The 18,066-nt window shown below is 67.4% G+C and carries 14 protein-coding genes; 5 read left to right on the forward strand and 9 right to left on the reverse strand.

All coding sequences use genetic code 11. The annotated features are described in order from the left end of the window. Nucleotides 1-85: 85 nt before the first annotated feature. Complete coding sequence (locus WBA97_RS38680) at nt 86-2,581, reverse strand: TIR domain-containing protein (RefSeq protein WP_424236038.1); 2,496 nt, start codon at nt 2,579-2,581, stop codon at nt 86-88. Nucleotides 2,582-2,617: 36 nt separating this feature from the next. On the opposite strand from WBA97_RS38680, the gene WBA97_RS38685 reads away from it, so the two are divergent. Then, a complete protein-coding gene (locus tag WBA97_RS38685) occupies nt 2,618-2,740 on the forward strand; it encodes a hypothetical protein (protein ID WP_424236040.1) in 123 nt (40 codons plus the stop codon). Nucleotides 2,741-3,022: 282 nt separating this feature from the next. Here WBA97_RS38685 and WBA97_RS38690 read toward each other — a convergent pair whose 3' ends face one another. Further along, nucleotides 3,023-3,433, reverse strand: a complete 411-nt coding sequence (locus WBA97_RS38690; RefSeq protein WP_424236042.1) for a hypothetical protein — start codon at nt 3,431-3,433, stop codon at nt 3,023-3,025. A gap of 238 nt (nt 3,434-3,671) precedes the next feature. Between WBA97_RS38690 and WBA97_RS38695 the strand changes: the two genes are divergently transcribed. Together WBA97_RS38695 and WBA97_RS38700 are read left to right on the forward strand one after the other, a co-directional pair. After that, nucleotides 3,672-4,214 carry a hypothetical protein gene (locus WBA97_RS38695; protein ID WP_424236044.1) on the forward strand — a complete coding sequence of 181 codons (543 nt, stop codon included), beginning with the start codon at nt 3,672-3,674 and terminating at the stop codon, nt 4,212-4,214. Further along, on the forward strand, nt 4,199-4,366 hold the full coding sequence (locus WBA97_RS38700; protein WP_424236046.1) for a hypothetical protein: 168 nt from the start codon (nt 4,199-4,201) through the stop codon (nt 4,364-4,366). The genes WBA97_RS38695 and WBA97_RS38700 overlap by 16 nt, the downstream gene beginning before the upstream one ends. Before the next feature lie 1,199 nt (nt 4,367-5,565). On the opposite strand, the gene WBA97_RS38705 is transcribed toward WBA97_RS38700, so the two are convergent. The 6 genes from WBA97_RS38705 to WBA97_RS38730 form a co-directional block, all read right to left on the reverse strand. Further along, nucleotides 5,566-6,375: a lysostaphin resistance A-like protein gene (locus tag WBA97_RS38705; RefSeq protein WP_424236048.1), complete on the reverse strand. Its 810-nt coding sequence runs from the start codon at nt 6,373-6,375 to the stop codon at nt 5,566-5,568. Nucleotides 6,376-6,849: 474 nt separating this feature from the next. Continuing rightward, entirely contained in the window at nt 6,850-7,794 is a 945-nt protein-coding gene (locus WBA97_RS38710; RefSeq protein WP_424236050.1) for an SDR family oxidoreductase, read from the reverse strand. Nucleotides 7,795-7,848: 54 nt separating this feature from the next. Further along, nucleotides 7,849-8,472: an NADPH-dependent F420 reductase gene (locus tag WBA97_RS38715; RefSeq protein ID WP_424236052.1), complete on the reverse strand. Its 624-nt coding sequence runs from the start codon at nt 8,470-8,472 to the stop codon at nt 7,849-7,851. A gap of 55 nt (nt 8,473-8,527) precedes the next feature. Further along, complete coding sequence (locus WBA97_RS38720) at nt 8,528-9,430, reverse strand: TIGR03619 family F420-dependent LLM class oxidoreductase (RefSeq protein ID WP_424236054.1); 903 nt, start codon at nt 9,428-9,430, stop codon at nt 8,528-8,530. A gap of 125 nt (nt 9,431-9,555) precedes the next feature. Beyond that, nucleotides 9,556-10,179 carry an NADPH-dependent F420 reductase gene (locus tag WBA97_RS38725; RefSeq protein ID WP_424236055.1) on the reverse strand — a complete coding sequence of 208 codons (624 nt, stop codon included), beginning with the start codon at nt 10,177-10,179 and terminating at the stop codon, nt 9,556-9,558. 278 nt (nt 10,180-10,457) lie between these two features. Then, on the reverse strand, nt 10,458-11,192 hold the full coding sequence (locus WBA97_RS38730; RefSeq protein ID WP_424236057.1) for an SDR family NAD(P)-dependent oxidoreductase: 735 nt from the start codon (nt 11,190-11,192) through the stop codon (nt 10,458-10,460). Nucleotides 11,193-11,414: 222 nt separating this feature from the next. Between WBA97_RS38730 and WBA97_RS38735 the strand changes: the two genes are divergently transcribed. Then, nucleotides 11,415-12,326, forward strand: coding sequence for a LysR substrate-binding domain-containing protein (locus WBA97_RS38735; protein WP_424236058.1), 912 nt, complete (start codon nt 11,415-11,417; stop codon nt 12,324-12,326). Nucleotides 12,327-13,014: 688 nt separating this feature from the next. Here the strand turns inward: WBA97_RS38735 and WBA97_RS38740 are convergent. Beyond that, entirely contained in the window at nt 13,015-14,193 is a 1,179-nt protein-coding gene (locus WBA97_RS38740; protein ID WP_424236059.1) for a hypothetical protein, read from the reverse strand. A gap of 1,210 nt (nt 14,194-15,403) precedes the next feature. Between WBA97_RS38740 and WBA97_RS38745 the strand changes: the two genes are divergently transcribed. After that, a complete protein-coding gene (locus tag WBA97_RS38745) occupies nt 15,404-17,971 on the forward strand; it encodes an NACHT domain-containing protein (protein WP_424236060.1) in 2,568 nt (855 codons plus the stop codon). Nucleotides 17,972-18,066 lie beyond the last annotated feature (95 nt).

Here is an 18,066-nt window from a genome sequence, read left to right on the forward strand (position 1 = left end):
CGGCGTCACTCAGGTCTAATTGTTACCCGTCCCTGCGTCGACGACATTCGGTTCGCGTGCACGACGAACGCCAGGCCCCCAGCCGTCACTCGGCCGGGTAAGCCCGGGTCGCGCCGGGCCCGACGAGGTGGTCCTGGAGGCGGGCGTGGCTGAACCGGTACACCGCGCCGGCCTGGCGCAGGATCCCGCGTTCGTGCGCGTCGGCGAGGAAGGCGTGCGTTCGCCACGGCAGCCGGCGGGTCAGCGGAAGCCACACGCGTGCCAGCACGATCCACTGGCCCCAGGCGGTGAGGCTAACCACGTAGCCGAGCCCACCGCCGATTCCACCGACGACCGCGATCACGATTCCGTTCAGCACTCCGCCCCCGACACTGCCGAGGCCCGTGCTGACGCCGCCGAGGATCAGGCCGGCGATCCCGAAGACGACCATCCAGGTGAGCGCCAGGTAGCCGACGGCGACCCGGTTGAGCTTTAGCAGTCCGGTGGGGCTGACCACGGTCGTGATGTCGGCGGGGGCCTCAAGTCTGGCCATGATGCCGACGGCCGACCCGACGGCGAGCCCGTAGAGCGCCGCCATCGAAACGGCGTCGCCCAGGGGGTACCAGTATCCGGTCAGCAGTGCGAGCAGGAGGTAGGTCAGGAACCGGAACAGCGTGCTGAAAAGGAAGCCGGCAGCGCACCCGATCGCGAACCTGGTGGCGGAACGCCGGTGGCGCGGCACGGTCGCGCCGAAGCGCCGCACTTGGTTCCGCGTCGGTGCCAGGCCGTGCTCGCCGGGCGTGAGCCAGAGACCGATCCGGTGCAGGAGCGCGAAGACGATCCCGGCCACGAGTCCGGACGTCACCCCGTTGAGCGCACCGTTGACCAGGCTCAGCAGAAGTCCCGCACCGAGCAGGATCTCCGCGACTACGGTCATCACCAGGCAGTTGACGAATCCGAAGGCCAGTCCGGACGCCAGCCCCGTGAGCAGGGTGCGCGCCGGCCGGCTGAGACTGCCCCCCAGCTCCCACCACGCGAGGTTACGGGTGTCGATGCGGTGGAGGTGGCGGGCGAGGTTGCCGAGCCACCGCCGCGCATGGTCGGCGTCCCAGCGCCGGCGGCCCCGCACCTTGGTGCGGTAGGCGGTCGGGACCGCGCTGCTCAGGAGATGGTCCTCGACCAGGTCCGGATCACCGCCGCGGGCGATGTCGAGCAGCGTGCGGGGATCGCGGTCGGGCACGTCGCTGTAGCCGGCGCGGGCGAGGGAGACCATCAGTGGCGTGGTCAACACCGCAGCCAGGGTGACGCTGTCCGGATCGTCCGGCCGGTCCTGTAGCGCGGTCAGGACCGGCGCCCACACGGTGGTGGTGAGGTGCACGCGCTCGCCGTGGGTTCTCCCCGTGGTCCTGGGCAGGTAGTCAGCGAGATCGGTGCGGTTCAGGTCGGTCACCTCGACGACGGCGGCGGCGCTCAACACGTCGCCGCGCTCGACGGCCGTGACGAACTCCTTGGTTCGGCTCGTCATCAGGAACGGAAGGCCAGCGTCCCCGAGCGCGCGCAGCGCGGTCCCGCGTAGTCCCTCGGCGATCTCATCGAACCCGTCCAGCACGGGAAGGATCCGGTCGGCGCCGACCAGCGCCGTCGCCAGCGTCGAACCGCCGGGACCTGGCGCGGCCAGCCCAGGGTGGTCCCGCAGCAGGCGGTCGACCAGCCACTCCCGCAGATCGGTGGTGGGCTCCCAGGAGCCGAGCCAGAAGACCACCGGCACCATGGCGGTGCCGGCACGAAGGAACTCCCGGACGAAGCGCAGGCTCAGCACGGTCTTCCCCGCGCCGGCCCGCCCCAACACGACGAGCCGCCCGGAGGGCACTGCCCGGTAGACGGCCACGATCCGCTCCAGCTCGCCCGAGAGGTCGAGCGGTGCCACCGTGACACCGGGGCCGACCCCCCGGATGTTCTCCCAGTGATCCATCACCTTCTCCGGCGCGCTGCGCCACCGCACCGGCAGCGGAAATGGATCCAGCACCTGACGCCGCAGCTCCTCGTCTCGCCAGCGGGCGTCGACCGCGTGTGCCAACCCCCCGAGTGCGGCGGCCACCGGATCGTGCGCCGACGAGCCGTCCGGCACGATTCCGCCTGCGCGGACGGGCAGCGGGACCCACCGCGCGACCGCATCACCGAGCCGGATCAGATCGGCCGCCAGGCTGCGGTGCCTGACCTCCACCGCCTGCCGTGTCGTCAGGTCCCGGATGTCGGGCGGCAGCGAGGCGGGCGCCGGCATCGGGGTGCCGTCCAGCAAAACCGGGATGATCGCGACGTCCCGCTCCACCGCGCGACGGATCTCCCGGCGCACCCAGTCGCCGGCCCGGTCAACCGGCCGGAGGCCGGTGTCCGCTGCGGCGCCGAGCCACTCTGGGCCGATCAGCACGACCAGGACCCGAGTCTGTTCGAGCGCGGCACGAATCCCGTCCGGATACACCTCGCCAGGCGCCAACGACACGTGGTCCAGGAAAACCCGTTCGCCACCGAATCGACGCGCGAGTTCCTCGTACGCGGCCGCCGCGCCGAAACGCGCGTCCGCGGTCCGGTAATTCACGAACACGTCGCACACCCCGGCATTGTTCGTACGCCGGCGGCGATGGCGACCGGCACCGACCTCGCCAGCATGCTGGACCTCTCCGTCGGCCTCGCCGCGATCCTGCCCGCCACCGCCCACCACCTCGCGCTGCCCGATCGATTCACCACCTGGCGCCGACGATGAAGCTGTCGAGGACGGTGTGGAGCATCTGGGCGGCGCCGGTGGCCAGGCATGAGTAGGGCGGCCCCGGGCCACGCCAGCAGCAAGGCCACGAACATGCACACGGGGGGCCTCTCGCGTCCAGCACCCACGACCAAGAGGCACCACACACCAGTGCCAGTCCGGCCCACGCCAGAACGAGAGCGAACTCGCGACAGGTTCGTAGCGGGGAGCGCCAGGCATCAAGGACCACCTGCGCCGCAGCACAGCCCCCTGACAGCACCGGCACGGCATCACCCGAACTGATCAACGAACACGCGGCCCCAACTCACAACCCAGCCCGACCATCCCAGGTACCAATTTTGGGACAGCGGGGAGTTTGATGGCGCCACGATGGTCGATGGTGTGCTGGCCGGCCGGGGTGGCGGCGATGAGGATCATGCCGTGCATCGTGTCCATGTCCACCCGGTCGCCGGGGTTCCAGCCGAGTTCGCGCAGCAGGATCCGTTCATGAACACGGCCGGAGCGGTCCATCCTGCTCGTCGACACCAGCAACGTCGCTGGGTGGAGGTGGTCCAGTCGGCGAAGCATCGGCAACACCGCCAGCGGAACACGCGCATTCTCGTCGCTGGGTCCGAGTGCGTCGGGGATGAGCGCGCCGATCAGCCGCTCCCGCACCTGGCTGGGGCGGGAGGAGACCCGGCTGACACCGTTCACGCATCCATCGTCGCCCCCGGCACCGACTGCGCAACTGCGGGCGGTGTCGGCCGGGCACAGGGGGCGCGACCTGCGGCGAGGGCTGTGTACCTGATTGGCGCAGTGCGCGACGTCTTCGAGCGGTGTTGGGCGGCTTGCTTGCCTACCTGTTCGTAGGCCTTATTGTGGGCGCCGGTGAGGCCGGTGCTGTCGGACAGGCAGGCGGTGGTCCTTACCTGCCGGTTGGAGGTGGTCGCTGGTGTCGCAGGACGCCGTGATGACGGTGGCACTGTCCGCCGGGGTGCCTGCCGGCCAGACCCCGATCAATTTCGCGGCACATCAAGTGCGAGCCAACGCCCACGGTGCCCGTCAAGACTTTGAGGAGATGATCGGCCAACTCGTCCAGGCGGTGCGGCCTGGGGTGGCCAAGATGGTTGCGGCGAATCCCGGCGACTGGGGCATCGACGTCTTCATCGGGAACCTCGGTGGAGCGGTGACGGTCTGGCAGTCGGAGTACTTCATGCCGGAGGTCAACAAGAGTCACCAGGCGCAGATCCGCGAGTCGTTCGACTCGGTGGTCAAGAACGCCGCCAAGGAGGGTTTCACGCTGACGCGGTGGATCCTCTGTGTTCCGTCGAGCATGGACGGACCCACGACGAAGTGGTGGGACACGTGGAAGCGGAAGAAGGAACGTGAGGTCGGGATCGTGATCGACCTCTGGGACGAGACGGAACTGCGCAGCTTGCTGATCTCGACGCGGCGGCGCTCCGGGCCGAGCTCGACGAGGTGGACTCTGCGATAGTCGTCGGTCACTCCTACGGCGGCACCGTCATCGCCGAGGCCGGCCGGCACTCCGCCGTCGCGCACCTGCTCTACGTGTCGTCCTACCTCCCCGACCTCGGACACGCGGGGGGCGACGATGAGCGGCGAGAGCGACCCGGTCTCGATCGGTGACAACGGGGACGGCACGCTGAGCGTGTCCGGCTACGACGCGACCTCGTTCGGGGAACGATTCCTCCAGGACGCCGACGAGGCGACCCGGCACCAGGCGTGGGAGCGAGTGACGGCGCAGTCGGCCGCGGCGTTCATGACGCCAACCAGTGTGACCGGCCGGCAGGGGATCGACTCGATGTACCTCGTGTGCGCGCAGGACCGCAGCACGTCGGTCGAGCTGCGGCGCCTCCACGGCGGGCCGCGCGACGCGCTCCGTCGAGCTGCCGACCGGGCACCACCCGTTCGTCACCCGTCCCGACCTGGTCGTCGACCGCCCCTCGCTGCCCGGCTACGCGTTCTCGCCGCAACGTCTGGTCCTCCCGCCGACGCTCCAGAATCACCAGGTCTGGCACCGGCTCATGCGGGACGAGCTCGGCTTCGACCGGTACGCCGCCCACGGCGGCGACCTGGGCGCGGGGATCACCTCGCGTCTGGGTGAGGCCTATCGGAGTCGCTGGCCGGCATCCACCTGCTCGCCGTCGCCGCACCCCCGGAGTACGACGCCGCCAGCCTCACCCTGGACGAACAGGCCTACCTCGACCAGGTCGCCGCCTGGAGCGCGGAGGAGGGCGGTTACCAGCATCAGCAGACCACCCGCCCGCTCACCCTGGCCCACGCTCTGTCCGACTCTCCGACCGGCCTGCTGGCCTGGATCGTCGAGAAGTATCGCGCCTGGAGCGACTCGGGCGGCGACCTGTCGTTCCGGTTCACCGACGACTTCGTCCTCACCCAGGCGTCCCTGTACTGGTTCACGGGCACGATCTCGACGTCGTTCCGGCCCTACTACGAGTACGCCCGCGGCCTGACCCGGCGCGTCGAAAAGGTCGACGTGCCCACCGCCGTCGCCGTCTTCCCGCCGACCTCGCCCAGCCCCCGCGCTCCTGGGCCGAACGCACCTACAACATCACCCGGTACACGTCGATGCCACGCGGCGGACACTTCGCCGCCCACGAAGAGCCCGAACTGCTCGCCGACGACATCACCGAGTTCTTCCGCCAACTGCGCTGAGACCGACCCTGCAGCAGTCGGAGCGGCTCCGCGGACGTCATGTCTGCGGAGCCGCTCCGTTTGTCGCAGGCGTCTCGGCGGGAGTGCGAGCGGCAGGTCCCGGACCGTGACGTCGAGCTGTCGCCACCGGTCCAGGACCCGCCGGAGTTTGGTCACCGGGAGAGCTTGACCACGTCCGCCCGGGCCGAGCGACGGACGGTGACCACGTGACCACGCCGGGAGGCCAGCCACATGAACACGCCGGTGGCCAGCACGCCGAACACCACCGCGTAGATACTGGCCTCCGGTCCGAAGTCGCCGCCCGTGACCAGCGCTGGACCCGACATCGTCGCGTCCAGCAGGCCCTGCGCGGTGTTGCTGCCGGACACCTCGGTGCTGAAGATGGCGCTCGCGGCGATGTTCCAGCCGAAGTGCAGACCGATCGGCACCCACAGCTTGCGGGTGGCGATGTACGCGGCGGTCAGCATCCCACCTGCCTCGATGGCGATAGCGATAGCACCCCACAGGGTGGCGTTTGCGTTGAGCAGGTGGATCAGGCCGAACAGCGAGCCGGTCAGCGCGAGCGCGATCCAGGTTCCGGTCCAGCGCTCGACGTTCCGGAACAGGACACCGCGGAAGATCAGCTCCTCGGTCACGGCGGCACCCGCCATGATACCGAGCAGGGCGACGGCGCTCGCCGGCGTGCCCAGGCCGTTGATCGTGTAGTCACCGAAGAAGGCGATGTTCGCGATGACTGCCCCGAACAGCGCGATGCCGAGCAGCGTGCCCCAGCTGATTCCGGCACTTGCTCCCTTCAGCGACACCTCGACAGGGGCCCGGTGCTCGGTTCGCCGCACCACCCAGCCATAGACCAGGACCGCGACGACGGCCGTCAGCAGGCCGGCGCCGAGCGCCAGCCAGGGGTTGTCCTTCACCGCAGCCGTGCCCAGATTGCCAAGGATCCAGACCACCGCGACCGCCAAGAGCTGCCATACCAGACGCACAATGACTCCTTTGTGAGAAGCCGCGGCGGGAGCGCCGCGGACTACATCGAAAATATGGATTCGCCCGTCCGGAATCATCACCGCACGGTTGACACTCGCAGGTAGCGCGTTCGGCAGAACTCGCCGGCAGCACTCCTCACAACCTGGATACCAGACCCCGGATCCACCCCGTTCCAGAGTGCGGCCGGCGCGTGACTGCAGCTTGAAAGTGACGGCTTATCAGCACTATCCGCAACTATATGGGAGCGCTCCCACAAATGGTGTTCACAACACGTTGTTCAGCTCGTGGGAGGTGAACCTGAACACGCTCTTCACCGCTTGGCTCGGGATCGACACCGCACGCGTTGCATGTGGGGTACCGATGAATCCCACAGTCGTCATATTCTTAGCGTCCCTCCAGAAGTGCATTGTCCCGGTCATGTGCCGGACTGATTTGCGTTGGGGTCCCTGCCGTCAGCCGGCGGGGAAGTAGTGGCCGTTGTCCAGATCGGCGAGGAGGCTGGGCTGGCCGGGTTCCCAGCCGAGGGTCCGGCGGGTGATGAGGTTGGACGCCGGGTAGCTCTGCGTGGCTACGTTCGCGAGGAACCCGAAATATCCCGGCAGCATCAGTTCGTCCAGGGGCACGCTCACGGCGGGCAGACCCAGGCGGCTACCGATGGCCTCGGCGATCTCGCGGAACGGAATGCCCCCGTCCTCAACTGCGTGCCAGTAGTTGCCGGCAGGGCCCTTCTCCAGCGCCATGCGGAACAAGGCGGCCCCATCGCGGATGTGCACGGCGTTCCACAGGTTCGCGCCGTCTCCGGGGTAACCGGCGAAGCCCTTGTCCTTCGCCAGGGCGATCAGCGTGGGGAGGAAGCCGGCACGATCGGTCGTGCTGTGCGCGATATTGGCGATGCGCACGACCGAAGACCGCACTCCCCGCTCGGCGAGGCCGATGACGGCGGTCTCCACGACGTTACGAGCCCGCAGGGTGCCCTTGTGCTCATCACCGACGGGAAGGGCCGGGTCCTCCTCGGTGGCCGGCCGGCCCAGGTCCCGCCCGGTCCCGGGCGAGCCGATGCTCCCCGCCGCGACGAACGGCTTCCCGGTTCCCGCGAGCGCCTCGCCGTACGCGAGCATGATCGGGATCTCCGCGGCGGCCACGGCGTCGATCCCGCCGGACGGAAGCAGGTCTTGCCTGTGCGCGACGTGGATGACGCCGTCCGAGTCTGCCGCGGCCTCCTTGAGTCCGTCGAGGTCCTGGAGGTCGCCGCGGCGGACCTTCACGCCGAGCGCGGAGAGCGCCGCCGCGGCTGTGTCCGACCGGGCCAGGCCGGTGACCTCGTGCCCGGAGGTGACGAGCTCGGGAATGATGTACGAACCGGAATGGCCGGTCCCGCCAGTGACGAAGACGCGCACGCGACTGCTCCTTGTGAGTGATGCGGCCGGAAGAATTGGTGGTGTGGGGTGCGCTCAGGCGGGGAAGTCGACGCCGAGGGCGACGTCGAAGGTTCCCGCGCCGTGGCGGGCCAGGCCCATCAGCAGCGGCCCGACCCCTTCCAGCCAGCGAGCCATCTCCAGGCCGCCGACGTCGAGGGGACGCAGTCCGAGGCTCTCGATGAACACCGACACACTCGCCTTGGCGCCCGCGTCATCTCCGGCGAAGAACACGTCCAACGGACGCTCCTGGATCAGGACGTGGCCGAAGACGGTGTTGAACGCCTTCACGACGGATGCGCTCGCCGGGGCCGCCTTGGCGATCTCCTGCGCACCGGACGTGCCCTCAGGAGTGAGCAGCCCGGTGGCGTCGGCGTTGAAGGTGTTGGAGATGTCGATGATGATCTTGCCGGCCAGTGCATCCCCGTACCGGGCGACGACCGGCACAGCGCTGGTGTACGGCACGGCGAGGACGACGATGTCGCCCACAGGGACCGTGCCGAAGGTCCCCGCCGTGGCCCCGGCGCCGAGTTCGGCGGCCAGGCCCTTGGCCTTGGCCGGGTCGCGGCCGATGAGTTCGACGGAGTTGCCGCCCGCGACCGCGCGTGCGGCGATGGCGTGGGCCATGCCCCCGAGGCCGATGAGACTGATGCTGCTCATGGTGAGTGCTCGCTTCCTTGGGTGGTTGTTCCTCAGGTGGCGGTTTCTTCGGTGGTCACAACCGGCCGGTACGCTCGATCACCTGGCCGGCGAAGTCGAGCAGTTGGTCAAGGCTGGTGAACATCGCGAAGGCATCGAAGTACGCCTCATCAACACCGGACTCGGCGTACCGCTGCAACTGGTCCGCGACCGAGTCGACGGACGTGCCCGGCTCGAGGTTGATCCGTATGGCCGTCTTCAGTGCGTCGGGATCGCGGCCGGCGTCCTCTGCCGCTCGACGCGCGATCGACCACAGGCGGGCGGCGCCCTCGTCCTGACTACTGATCGACGCGGCGGGCGCCGGCCCTTCGACCCCGAGCCAGCCGACCCCACTGCGGCCGACTCGACGCATCGCGGCCTCGCTGGCACCGCCGATCCAGATGGGTGGCCCACCCACCTGGACCGGACGCAGGCCGACGTGGACCGGTGGCATGGTGAAGAACTCGCTGTCCCAGGACACGGGACTGGTCGTCCACCACGCGTGCAGGAACTCCAGCATGTCATCGAGCATCTTGCCGCGCCGCTGCCAGTCCGCGTTGCGGGCGACGTCGTACTCCTGCTTCATCCACCCCAACCCCACACCAACACCGAGGCGGCCGTCGCTGAGCACGTCGAGCGTGGTCAGCAGCCGGGCCAGGTGCGGCGGCTCGTAGTAGAACGTGCTGAGCGTGCTGGTGTTCAGGCCCACCCGGCTGGTCGCCGCCGCGGCGACGGTCAACAGCAGCATCGGATCGAAGGAGCGGGTCATCTGCGGCCCTCGGGCCAGATAGCCGCTGTCCACGTCAACCGGCGTGACCAGGCGGTCGCCGACCCACAGGGCGTCGTAGCCAAGGTCCTCGAGTCCGCGGACGAAAGCGCTCAGGGCGGAGGCGTCACTGACGGAGGGCCCGACAAGGGGAATCATGAAACCGAGCTGCATTGCGCTGAGCCTCCTCAGGCGAAATTTTTCGCCACCATTGATATCCGACATCAGCGAGTCGGTGATCAATCAACCATTGTCAGGGCGCACGGCGCCCTGTTCGCCGACTGCTCAGCCGCAGGGGCTCAGCCGGTAAATTCGTTGACGCCGAGAGCGAAGTCCCAGTGGCCAACCCCGTTGCCGGCGAGGCCCATCGTGACCACGCCCATTCCCTCCAGCCAGTGCGCCATTTTCAGGCCGCCGACGTCCAGCGGGCCCAGCCCGAGGCTCTCGATGAATGCCGCCACGCCCGCCTTGGCCTGCGCACTGTCGCCAGCGATGAAGACGTTGGGCCGGCCATTCTCCAGGACACCACGGAAGATGGTGTTGAATGCCTTCACCACGCTGGCGCTGGCCGGGGCCACCTTGGCGACTTCCTGCGCGATCGAGGTCTCCTCGCTGTGGGCCAGTCCGTCGAACGTGGCGTTGAAGGGGTTGCTGATGTCGACGATGACCTTGCCCGCGAGGGCGTCTCCGTACTGCGCGACGACCGGAACGACACCGTCGAACAACAGGGCCGTGATGACGATGTCCCCGGCCGGGACGGCGCCCCACTTGCCCGCCGTCGCGCCGCCGCCCAGAATCTTGGCCAGGGCATCGGCCTTGGACTGATCGCGTGCCATGACCTCGACGATGTTGCCGCCCGCCACCGCGAGCGTGCCGATGGTACGGGCCATGTTCCCCGCACCGATGAAGGTGATGCTGCTCATGAGGTGTGCTCTCTTCCTGTTCTAGGTGTCGCTCTGCCTCGTTCGTGCAGGGTCAGGCGCAGGGCGTCGGCCGCGACGTTTCTAGGCCATCTGCCGCACCTTTCCCGGCACCTCCGGCTCGTCTTCCGCCGGTAGATTGGAATGCGTGAACCTGCCGCCATTCCAAAAAAGAGGGGGGTCAGGTCAGGGGGCGTGTTGCGGATGTCCGCGTTCGAGATCAGTTCGTTGTGGCGACCGGGTTGTTGTGGGATGTGCCCGCGGCATTCCTGGTGTGTGGTTCAGATGGCGGTGGTGCCGCCGTCGGCGACCACTTCCAGGCCGTTGACGTAGCTGGAGTCGTCGGAGGCGAGGAACAGGGCGACGGTGGCGATTTCTTCGGGGCGGCCCATCTTTCCGCGGGGGATGAGGGACTCGAATGCGGCTTTGGTTGCCTCGTCGAACAGTTCTTCCTGTTTGGCGGTGGCGACCTGGCCGGGGGTCAGGACGTTGACCCGGATCTTGCGGTCGCGCAGTTCGTTGAGCCAGACGCGGGCCCAGGCCTGCTGGACGGCTTTGCTTCCCGCGTAGAGGCTCCAGCCGGGGAAGGCGCCGAGGGAGGCGTTGGATCCGGTCATGAAGATCGAGCCGTTGTCGTTGATCAGCGGCAGTGCCTTTTGCACGGTGAACAGGGTGCCGCGCGCGTTGAGCCAGAAGGCGCGGTGGAACTGTTCCTCGTTGATCTCGCCGAGGACGGCGGGTTCGCCCATCCCGGCGCTGGCCCACAGCACATCGATCGAGCCCTTTTCCCGCTTGACGGTGTCGTACAAGCGATCCAGGTCATCCAGATCGGCCGCGTCACCCTGGACGGCGGTGACGTTGCGGCCGATCAGCCTGACGGCGTCGTCCAGTGCAACCTGGCGCCGGGCCTGAATGAAGACGTGCGCTCCTTCCTCGACGAATAGTCTGGCGCCGGCCAGTGCCATACCGGTAGATCCACCGGTGATCACCGCTACCTTGCCATCGAGCTTTCCCACGGTCACACCTTTGAATTGATGGGTTTCCGAAACAGGAACGAAGAGAGGCCCAATTCTTGATGTGCTCATCCTGGTTTTGGGCCCTGCTATCAAAATACCGATCCAGAATTCTTGTACCGAGTTCTCTCGGCCCCACGAACGATGCCACCGGCCTGAGCGGGTGTCCAAGACCTGTTTCAGCCGTGGTGATACCTTCGAGGCATTGCCGGACCGGGAGGCCCCATGGATCTGGACCTGCGCAAGCTCCGCTACTTCATCGCCGTCGCCAACAGGCTGCACTTCGGCCGCGCCGCCGATGAGCTGCACATCGCGCAGCCGGCGCTCAGCCGGCAGATCCGCGCGCTGGAACAGGATCTCGGCGCCTCCCTGTTCACCAGGGACAGCCACGGCGTGACGCTGACTGACGCGGGCCGACAGCTGCTGGACGACGCCGGTCCGGTGCTCGCCTCCGCGCACGCGGTCCGGCGCCGGGTGTCCGTGGCTGCCCGCGGCGGCCGGCGGCTGATGGTCGGCTTTCGGGCCGGCATCCCGATCATCCCGGCGACGCGGGTGTTCGAGGCCCAGCATCCGGACGTAGTCGTGGACGTGCAGCGAATGGAATGGGACGACCAGGCCCCGATGCTGCTCGACGGCCGCGTCGACCTCGGCTATGTGCGGCTGCCCATCGACGAGGCCGGCCTGCGCCTGACTCCGCTCTACACCGAGCCCCTCATGGTGGTGCTGCCCGCCGATCACCGACTGGCCGGCAAGGATGAGGTCACCGAGGCCGACCTGGCCGGTGAGCCGCTGATCTGGCATGCCGACCCGAGCACGCAGCCCACCAGGCGCCTGCACCCCGACTCCGGGCTCCGGGTGCGCGGGGTGGAGGAGAAGCTTGAGCACGTCGCGGCCGGCCGTGGCATCTCGTTCGTGGGGCGTTCGGAGACCGTGTTCTTCTCACGCCCGGACATAAGTTACGTACCCGTCCCGGACCTGGCGCCCGACCAGGTATTCGTCGCGATGGCGGCGTCGCGCACCTCGCCGCTGGCCGACGACTTCTTCGCCGCGGCTCAGGCGACGGCTGAGATCACGGCAGAATGCGGGAACCCTGAAATGTGGCAGCTTGTGACCGACGCCGCTTCAAAGCGCGGTTGACCAGCTCGGCTGACAACAACCACGTGTTCGACCTTTCACTGCCAACGGGCTGGCTAGCTGGATCGCCCGAGATCGTGGTATGAAAGGCTGTCCGCTAGGCGCTAATCCATCCACGCTGCCGACGAATAAGTCCGACCAGCAACGCAACGCGGCCCGCCGCCCTGAGCGCGACGCTGTCATCTCCAGCCTGTCCGCACGGTTCGGAGAGATCCTCGACGACATCGGCTACCCGAACTTAGCAATCCGCACCTCAACGACCAACTCGTCCCTTCGTCCGCGACCTTCCCTACACCAATGCCAGCAGCGGCGGTCTGGTCCTCATCAGCATCGCCTGGTACCTCGCCGTCTGGGAGATCGCCTTCGAGCAAGCAGTTCGAGCACCCGGCCTGCTGATCACCGACAGTCCACAAAAGAATCTCGGACATGACGCACGACCTAGCGACGACGAGTTCGCTGACGCCTGACTGGTCGAGAATTTCTATCGATACGTCAAGGCATGGCTTGCCGGACCCGGCAACGGCGCCCGGCTCGTTGTGGTCGACAACTCGCCCCCAGACATCGTCGCCGACGATGTCGTCATGCGATACATCTGCATCCGCGCCGTGCCCCGTACGGACTTGTCGTAGCCGCAATGTATTAGCGCCCGATGTCGCGGAATGGGCAAGGTTGTACTTCTTCCGCCGTTGTCTTATTCGTCGGAGAGGCCGAACGGGGCGTTCCAGCGTTGCTGGACGTCGGTGTCCGGTTGGTAGGCGACCACCACGGTCAGCGGTACGGCCAGCAAGCGTCCACCGCCGATCGCCGCCCAGAGCCAGGGTTGGTCGTCACCGACGGGGAAGTGTCGGTGCGGAGTGAAGGAGACGACAGGGTCGGCGCGGACGAAGTCAGCACCTTCGTAGGGTTCCCAGGTCGGCCATCCACTGCCACCTGCTGCGCTCTTGGCGGCGGCGAGTAGCGCGGTGGAGGAACGTTCGGGATCGGTGTCGTCGGCTACCCAGACGTCTGGGACAGCGTCGGCGATGGCTGCCTGTCTGGCCAGTGCGACCGCTTCGCTGGCCGGGTCGAAGCCGGCCAGTGGGGTCGGGGAGTCCAGCAGTGGGGACTCGAAGACGGCTCGGTGTGCATTCGGGTCGCTGATGCGGTTGAACAGGTTGTGCACGGCTGGCCGTGTGGTTGGTTCGGTCTCCACGTAGGGGTGGACGACGGAGTCGTCGTTGAACGGGCTGAACCAATCCGCGACACCAGGTACGTAGATGCCCCACGTCACTTGGCGCGCCGGGTCATCCTCGATGCCATCCATCTCGTCATCGAACAGATCCTCGAAGTCGAGGTCCTCGAGGAGCGCGTCCTCGAGGTGGGCATCGGGTTCGTCGAGTTCGATCAGTTCGCATAGTCCGGTGGCTATACGTCCGATAGCGTGGCGGATGATCTCCTCGGCGGTGCATGCCGCCTCGCTGCCATGGGGATCAGCGAGGTCATATGCGACCTTGACCGCGGTGACCAAGACCTTGCGGAAGAACCACTGGTTGTATGCGCGCCGATGCCGGCGAGGGAATTCCTCATAGACGAACGAGTCCTCCGCCAGGTCCGGATCAGGAAGTCCGTCCTCGCCAAACTGAATCAGCTGAAGATCCACGATACATTGGTCGACGACTTGGTCCGCAGCCAGCATGACAGAACCCCGGCGAATTCGGGCCGCTTCAAGTTCAGCCTGCGGGATGCCGTCAAACGAACCTCCGTCGTTAGCATCGAGGATGTCCAGGTACTCCGAAGACACAAAGAAGGCCAACGACAGGCCCGGATGCCGCACCTTCTCCGACGCGGCCACCATCAACGACCTGAGCGCTGCAATCGAGTCGTCGATCACGTCATTTCTCCTCGCTCTCACTGGGTCCAGATGGTATCGGCATGTACGTTCGACGCCTCTGGTCGTCAGCTCGGCAGCTGCGGCAGGGCCCTGACCGTGGCAGCACCGTCGCCGGCTGGGGATATTGCCGGGCTGACCGCTCCCTACGTTGCTCCCACTGCCAATGGCCTGAAGACCGCCGAACGATCTCCGACGGGCTCGCGGGTTCAGCTGCCGTAGTTGCTGCGTGTGCGACACGTGGACTGTTGGACGCCCGGCGCGAGGATCACTCGGCGGATCGCTGTCAGTCCGCTTCCTTCCACGCGTCGAACAGATCGTGGACGGCGATCACCGGCACAGGCAGCGCGAGAACGTCGATCGAGCGTCCGCCGCTGTTGGCGGTTGACGATCAACGCACCGCCATCCACGAGGTAGTTCGGGTCATAGTTGCGGCCACGCGCGTAGATGCTTCCGCAGGGAGGGTCACGAGCGGCCCGTCAGAGTTACGCCCTATAACTTTGCTTCGACCAGGTGGCGATGCCCGTTGCGCGTAACGCGTAGATCGGCCGACAACAGCGTCGACTCAAGTTCCACATCGAGGTCGCCAACGTCCAATCCGGGGGAGCACTGGCTCCCCCGGATCCGGCAACGTCGGAGCCGGCTCGGGAACTGACTCACGCCAGAGCTGAACGGACAACGGGGGGATGGAGGGCTGAATCGCTGGACATCAAGCCAACAACGAGTCGTCCGCAGGTGAAATCTCGCGAGTCTGGTGTGATCTCACCAAGACCGGTGTCCGAGGGGGGACTCGAACACCTGTTCGAGGGTAATCTCCCGGATTCCGGGAGATTTACCATAGTGCCAGCATAGCAGCTGGCCATCCTATGTGTTCAAGTATGCCATGCTGTGTTGGCGCGCTGGAAGGTCAGTCGTTCGTGTGGGTGACGCGCCAGCTGAGTCGGCATATGGCCTTGCTGCCACGATGTGTTCGTCGGCGTGTTTGCTACCGGGATGGCGTCGTTCTCCTTGGACCTGCGTCGCGCTCTCTGGTCGGCGTAACGCGGCCGGCGTCGTGAACGACGCCGGGTGGTGGTTGCGTGGACTCGGTGTTGGCTGCTGCTTGGTCGGTAGCGGTCGGATGAAGGATGACTGAGTGAGGGGCCTTCTGAGACGGTCAACGGTTGCGTGGGCGACGGCCGCCTTGGTTGTCACGAGCTCGGTAGCGGGTGCGTTGATCAATAAGGAGTGGTGGCTGGCTACGGTCGCCGTGGTGCTGGTGGGAGCCGCGTTGCAGTGGTGGCTTTCCTACCGCACGACACTGCCGCTCCCGACGACGTCGACGTCGGAGCAGGTCGAGTCGGCGCGGCGGGTGCTGGCCGAGCAGTCGTTGAGCCAGTGGCGGTCGGAGATCGCCGTGCGGCGGCTCGACGACCCGGCGCCGATGGTTGTCCGTGTGCGCCAGGCGAATGAGGACCTCTCGGACCATCCAGGTCACGTGTATGGGAACGGAGTCTTTGACCGGCTGACGCGCTGGATCGGGCAAGCGGTCGACACAGGGCGCACCGACAGGATCGACGGCCTGGTCAAATGGTTCCGGCACTTACAGCGCCAGCGGGTGGTGGTCCTGGGGGAGGCCGGCACAGGCAAGACCACCCTCGCCGTGCTGTTCATGCGGGCGTTGCTCACCGACTTGCCCGACGACGAACCGGTGCCGGTCATGGTGCCGTTGTCCGACTGGGATCCGGACCTGACGGACCTGCACGAGTGGCTGGCCGGGCGGATCGAGCGGGACTTCCCTGCGCTCAAGGCCGGCGAGTACGGGCCGGATGTCGCCCGGGCCATGGTCGAGCAACGTCGGGTGCTGCCGGTGTTGGACGGCATGGACGAGCTCCCCGATCCCGTGCGGCCGCGGGTGATTTCCGCATTGTCGGCCCAGACGAGAGACGACCGGCTCATCCTGACTTGCAGAACCCAGGCTTACCGCGACGCCGTGCTCGATGACCAAGGCGGCGTGCTGACCGCGGCCGCGGTGATCGAGACCATGCGGCTCACATCGCAGGATGCGGCGGCATACCTGCGATCGTGTCTGCCATCACGACCAGCCGCGCCGTGGGAACGTGTCGTCACAGCGCTCGAGAACCCGCGAAGGGCCGGTGCCGGCTCGCTCACCGACGCACTGGACACGCCGCTGGCGCTGTGGCTGTTCCGCACGGTCTACGTCGAGACCGGTCGCGACCCGACCGAGCTGGCGGACGCGGTCCGCTACCCGACCCCGGACGCGATCAGCGCGCACCTCATGGAGAACCTCGTCCCCGCGGCGGTGGCCACGAACCGTCCTCTCCCCGATGCGAGCCATCCGTTCCGCCCGCGCCGCGCATGGGATCCACACGACATGCGGCGGCTTGGTCGCCTCGCGCACGCGATGAGCCGCGCGGAGACACGCGACATCGCCTGGTGGCGGCTGCCCCACCTCATGCGGTGGTCGGAGTTCCATACCGCGCAGGCCGCGATCATCGGACTGGTGTTCGGCGCGTTCTGCTGGCTGCTTCTGCTGGACGGCCACACAACGGAAGGTGCCGTTGTGTACGGCGTTCTCACCGGCGTGGCCGTCGCACTGGCCATGGGAATGATGTTCGTCCTCGCCGCGATACGGGACGGGGTCCGCGCCAGGGGTGAGCGAGTGGGCTTTGTCGCCGCACTGCTGCTGGGGGCGGTCCTCGGGTTGGTGTACGCGGTGGTTCTCGGCGTTATCGCCGCGCTTGTGGTCGGACTGGCGACAGAGGCGGACGGGCTGGCTTACGGCATCGCTTTCGGCGTGGTGGGCGGCGTGGCGTTCGGGTTCGTCGCGAGTCGCATGTTCGAGCTGCCGTACCGAGGGCGCGGCTCGGCGGCGCTGTTCGCGCGCGACATCGTTCGGGTGACGGTCATGGGCGCCGGCTACGCGGCGTTCGTGTACTCCGGGCTTCAGCTGGGTGCGCCGCTTCCGGCGTTGGCGTGGTTGGCGGGCGTGGTCGTCTGCTGCCGACTGGGTGTCGGAATCGCCGAGCCCGCGTACACCAACCTGAGACTTCCCAGGCGGGCGCGGTACCTGGGTGTGTGGCTGGGGCGGGGGTTGGCGGTCGGGGTCGCGATCTTCGTGGCACTGGTGCTGTCCTTCGCGTTGCCCGTCGGGCTGGCCTGGGGCCTCACCATGGACGACCTCCCCGGCGGCCTGGTGATCGGCGTGTTCTTCGGAGCGATCTTCGGCCTAGGTGGTGGTCTGGCCATCGCGTTGTTGTCCGCAGTCACAGGGTGGGCGACCACACCGCAACCGACCGATCGGCCGCGGTCCCCACGCACCGGGCTACGGACGGACCTGGTACTGAACGCGGTCCGGCTGATCGTGATCGCGGCGGCGGCCGGACTCGCCATCGTCCTAACGCGGTCGATGTCGTCCACTCTCCACATCCGGTTCCTGAACGGGGCTGCCATCAGCCAGCCTGACATGCGGCAGCTCGGCGACATGCTGGGGGTGCCGAGCCTGTCCACACTGGTCCTGCTCAGTGCCACCATCGTGGGTCTGGCGCTCATCCTCCGCAGCGCGAGCGCGGCCTACCTCACCAGTGTGCTGGTACTGCGCCTCACCGGCACCGCGCCATGGTCGCTGATGGCGCTCTTCGAGGACGCGCACCGGCTCGGCATACTGCGCCGTGTCGGCGGCGTCTACCAGTTCCGGCACGCGTCACTGCAAGACAACCTCTCCCGTTCACGTCACAACCAACCGCTTAAGAGGCTCCGGCGAATGATGGTGGTGGGGTAGGCGTGACCACCTGGATGTGGGGCAGGCACGGGCGTCGGTGATCATGAAGTTCTTGACGCTACGTGATCACTTGGACTGCCCGTGCCTGCTGTGCC

This window comes from Actinophytocola sp. (assembly GCF_049647105.1).
Lineage (GTDB): Bacteria > Actinomycetota > Actinomycetes > Mycobacteriales > Pseudonocardiaceae > Actinophytocola.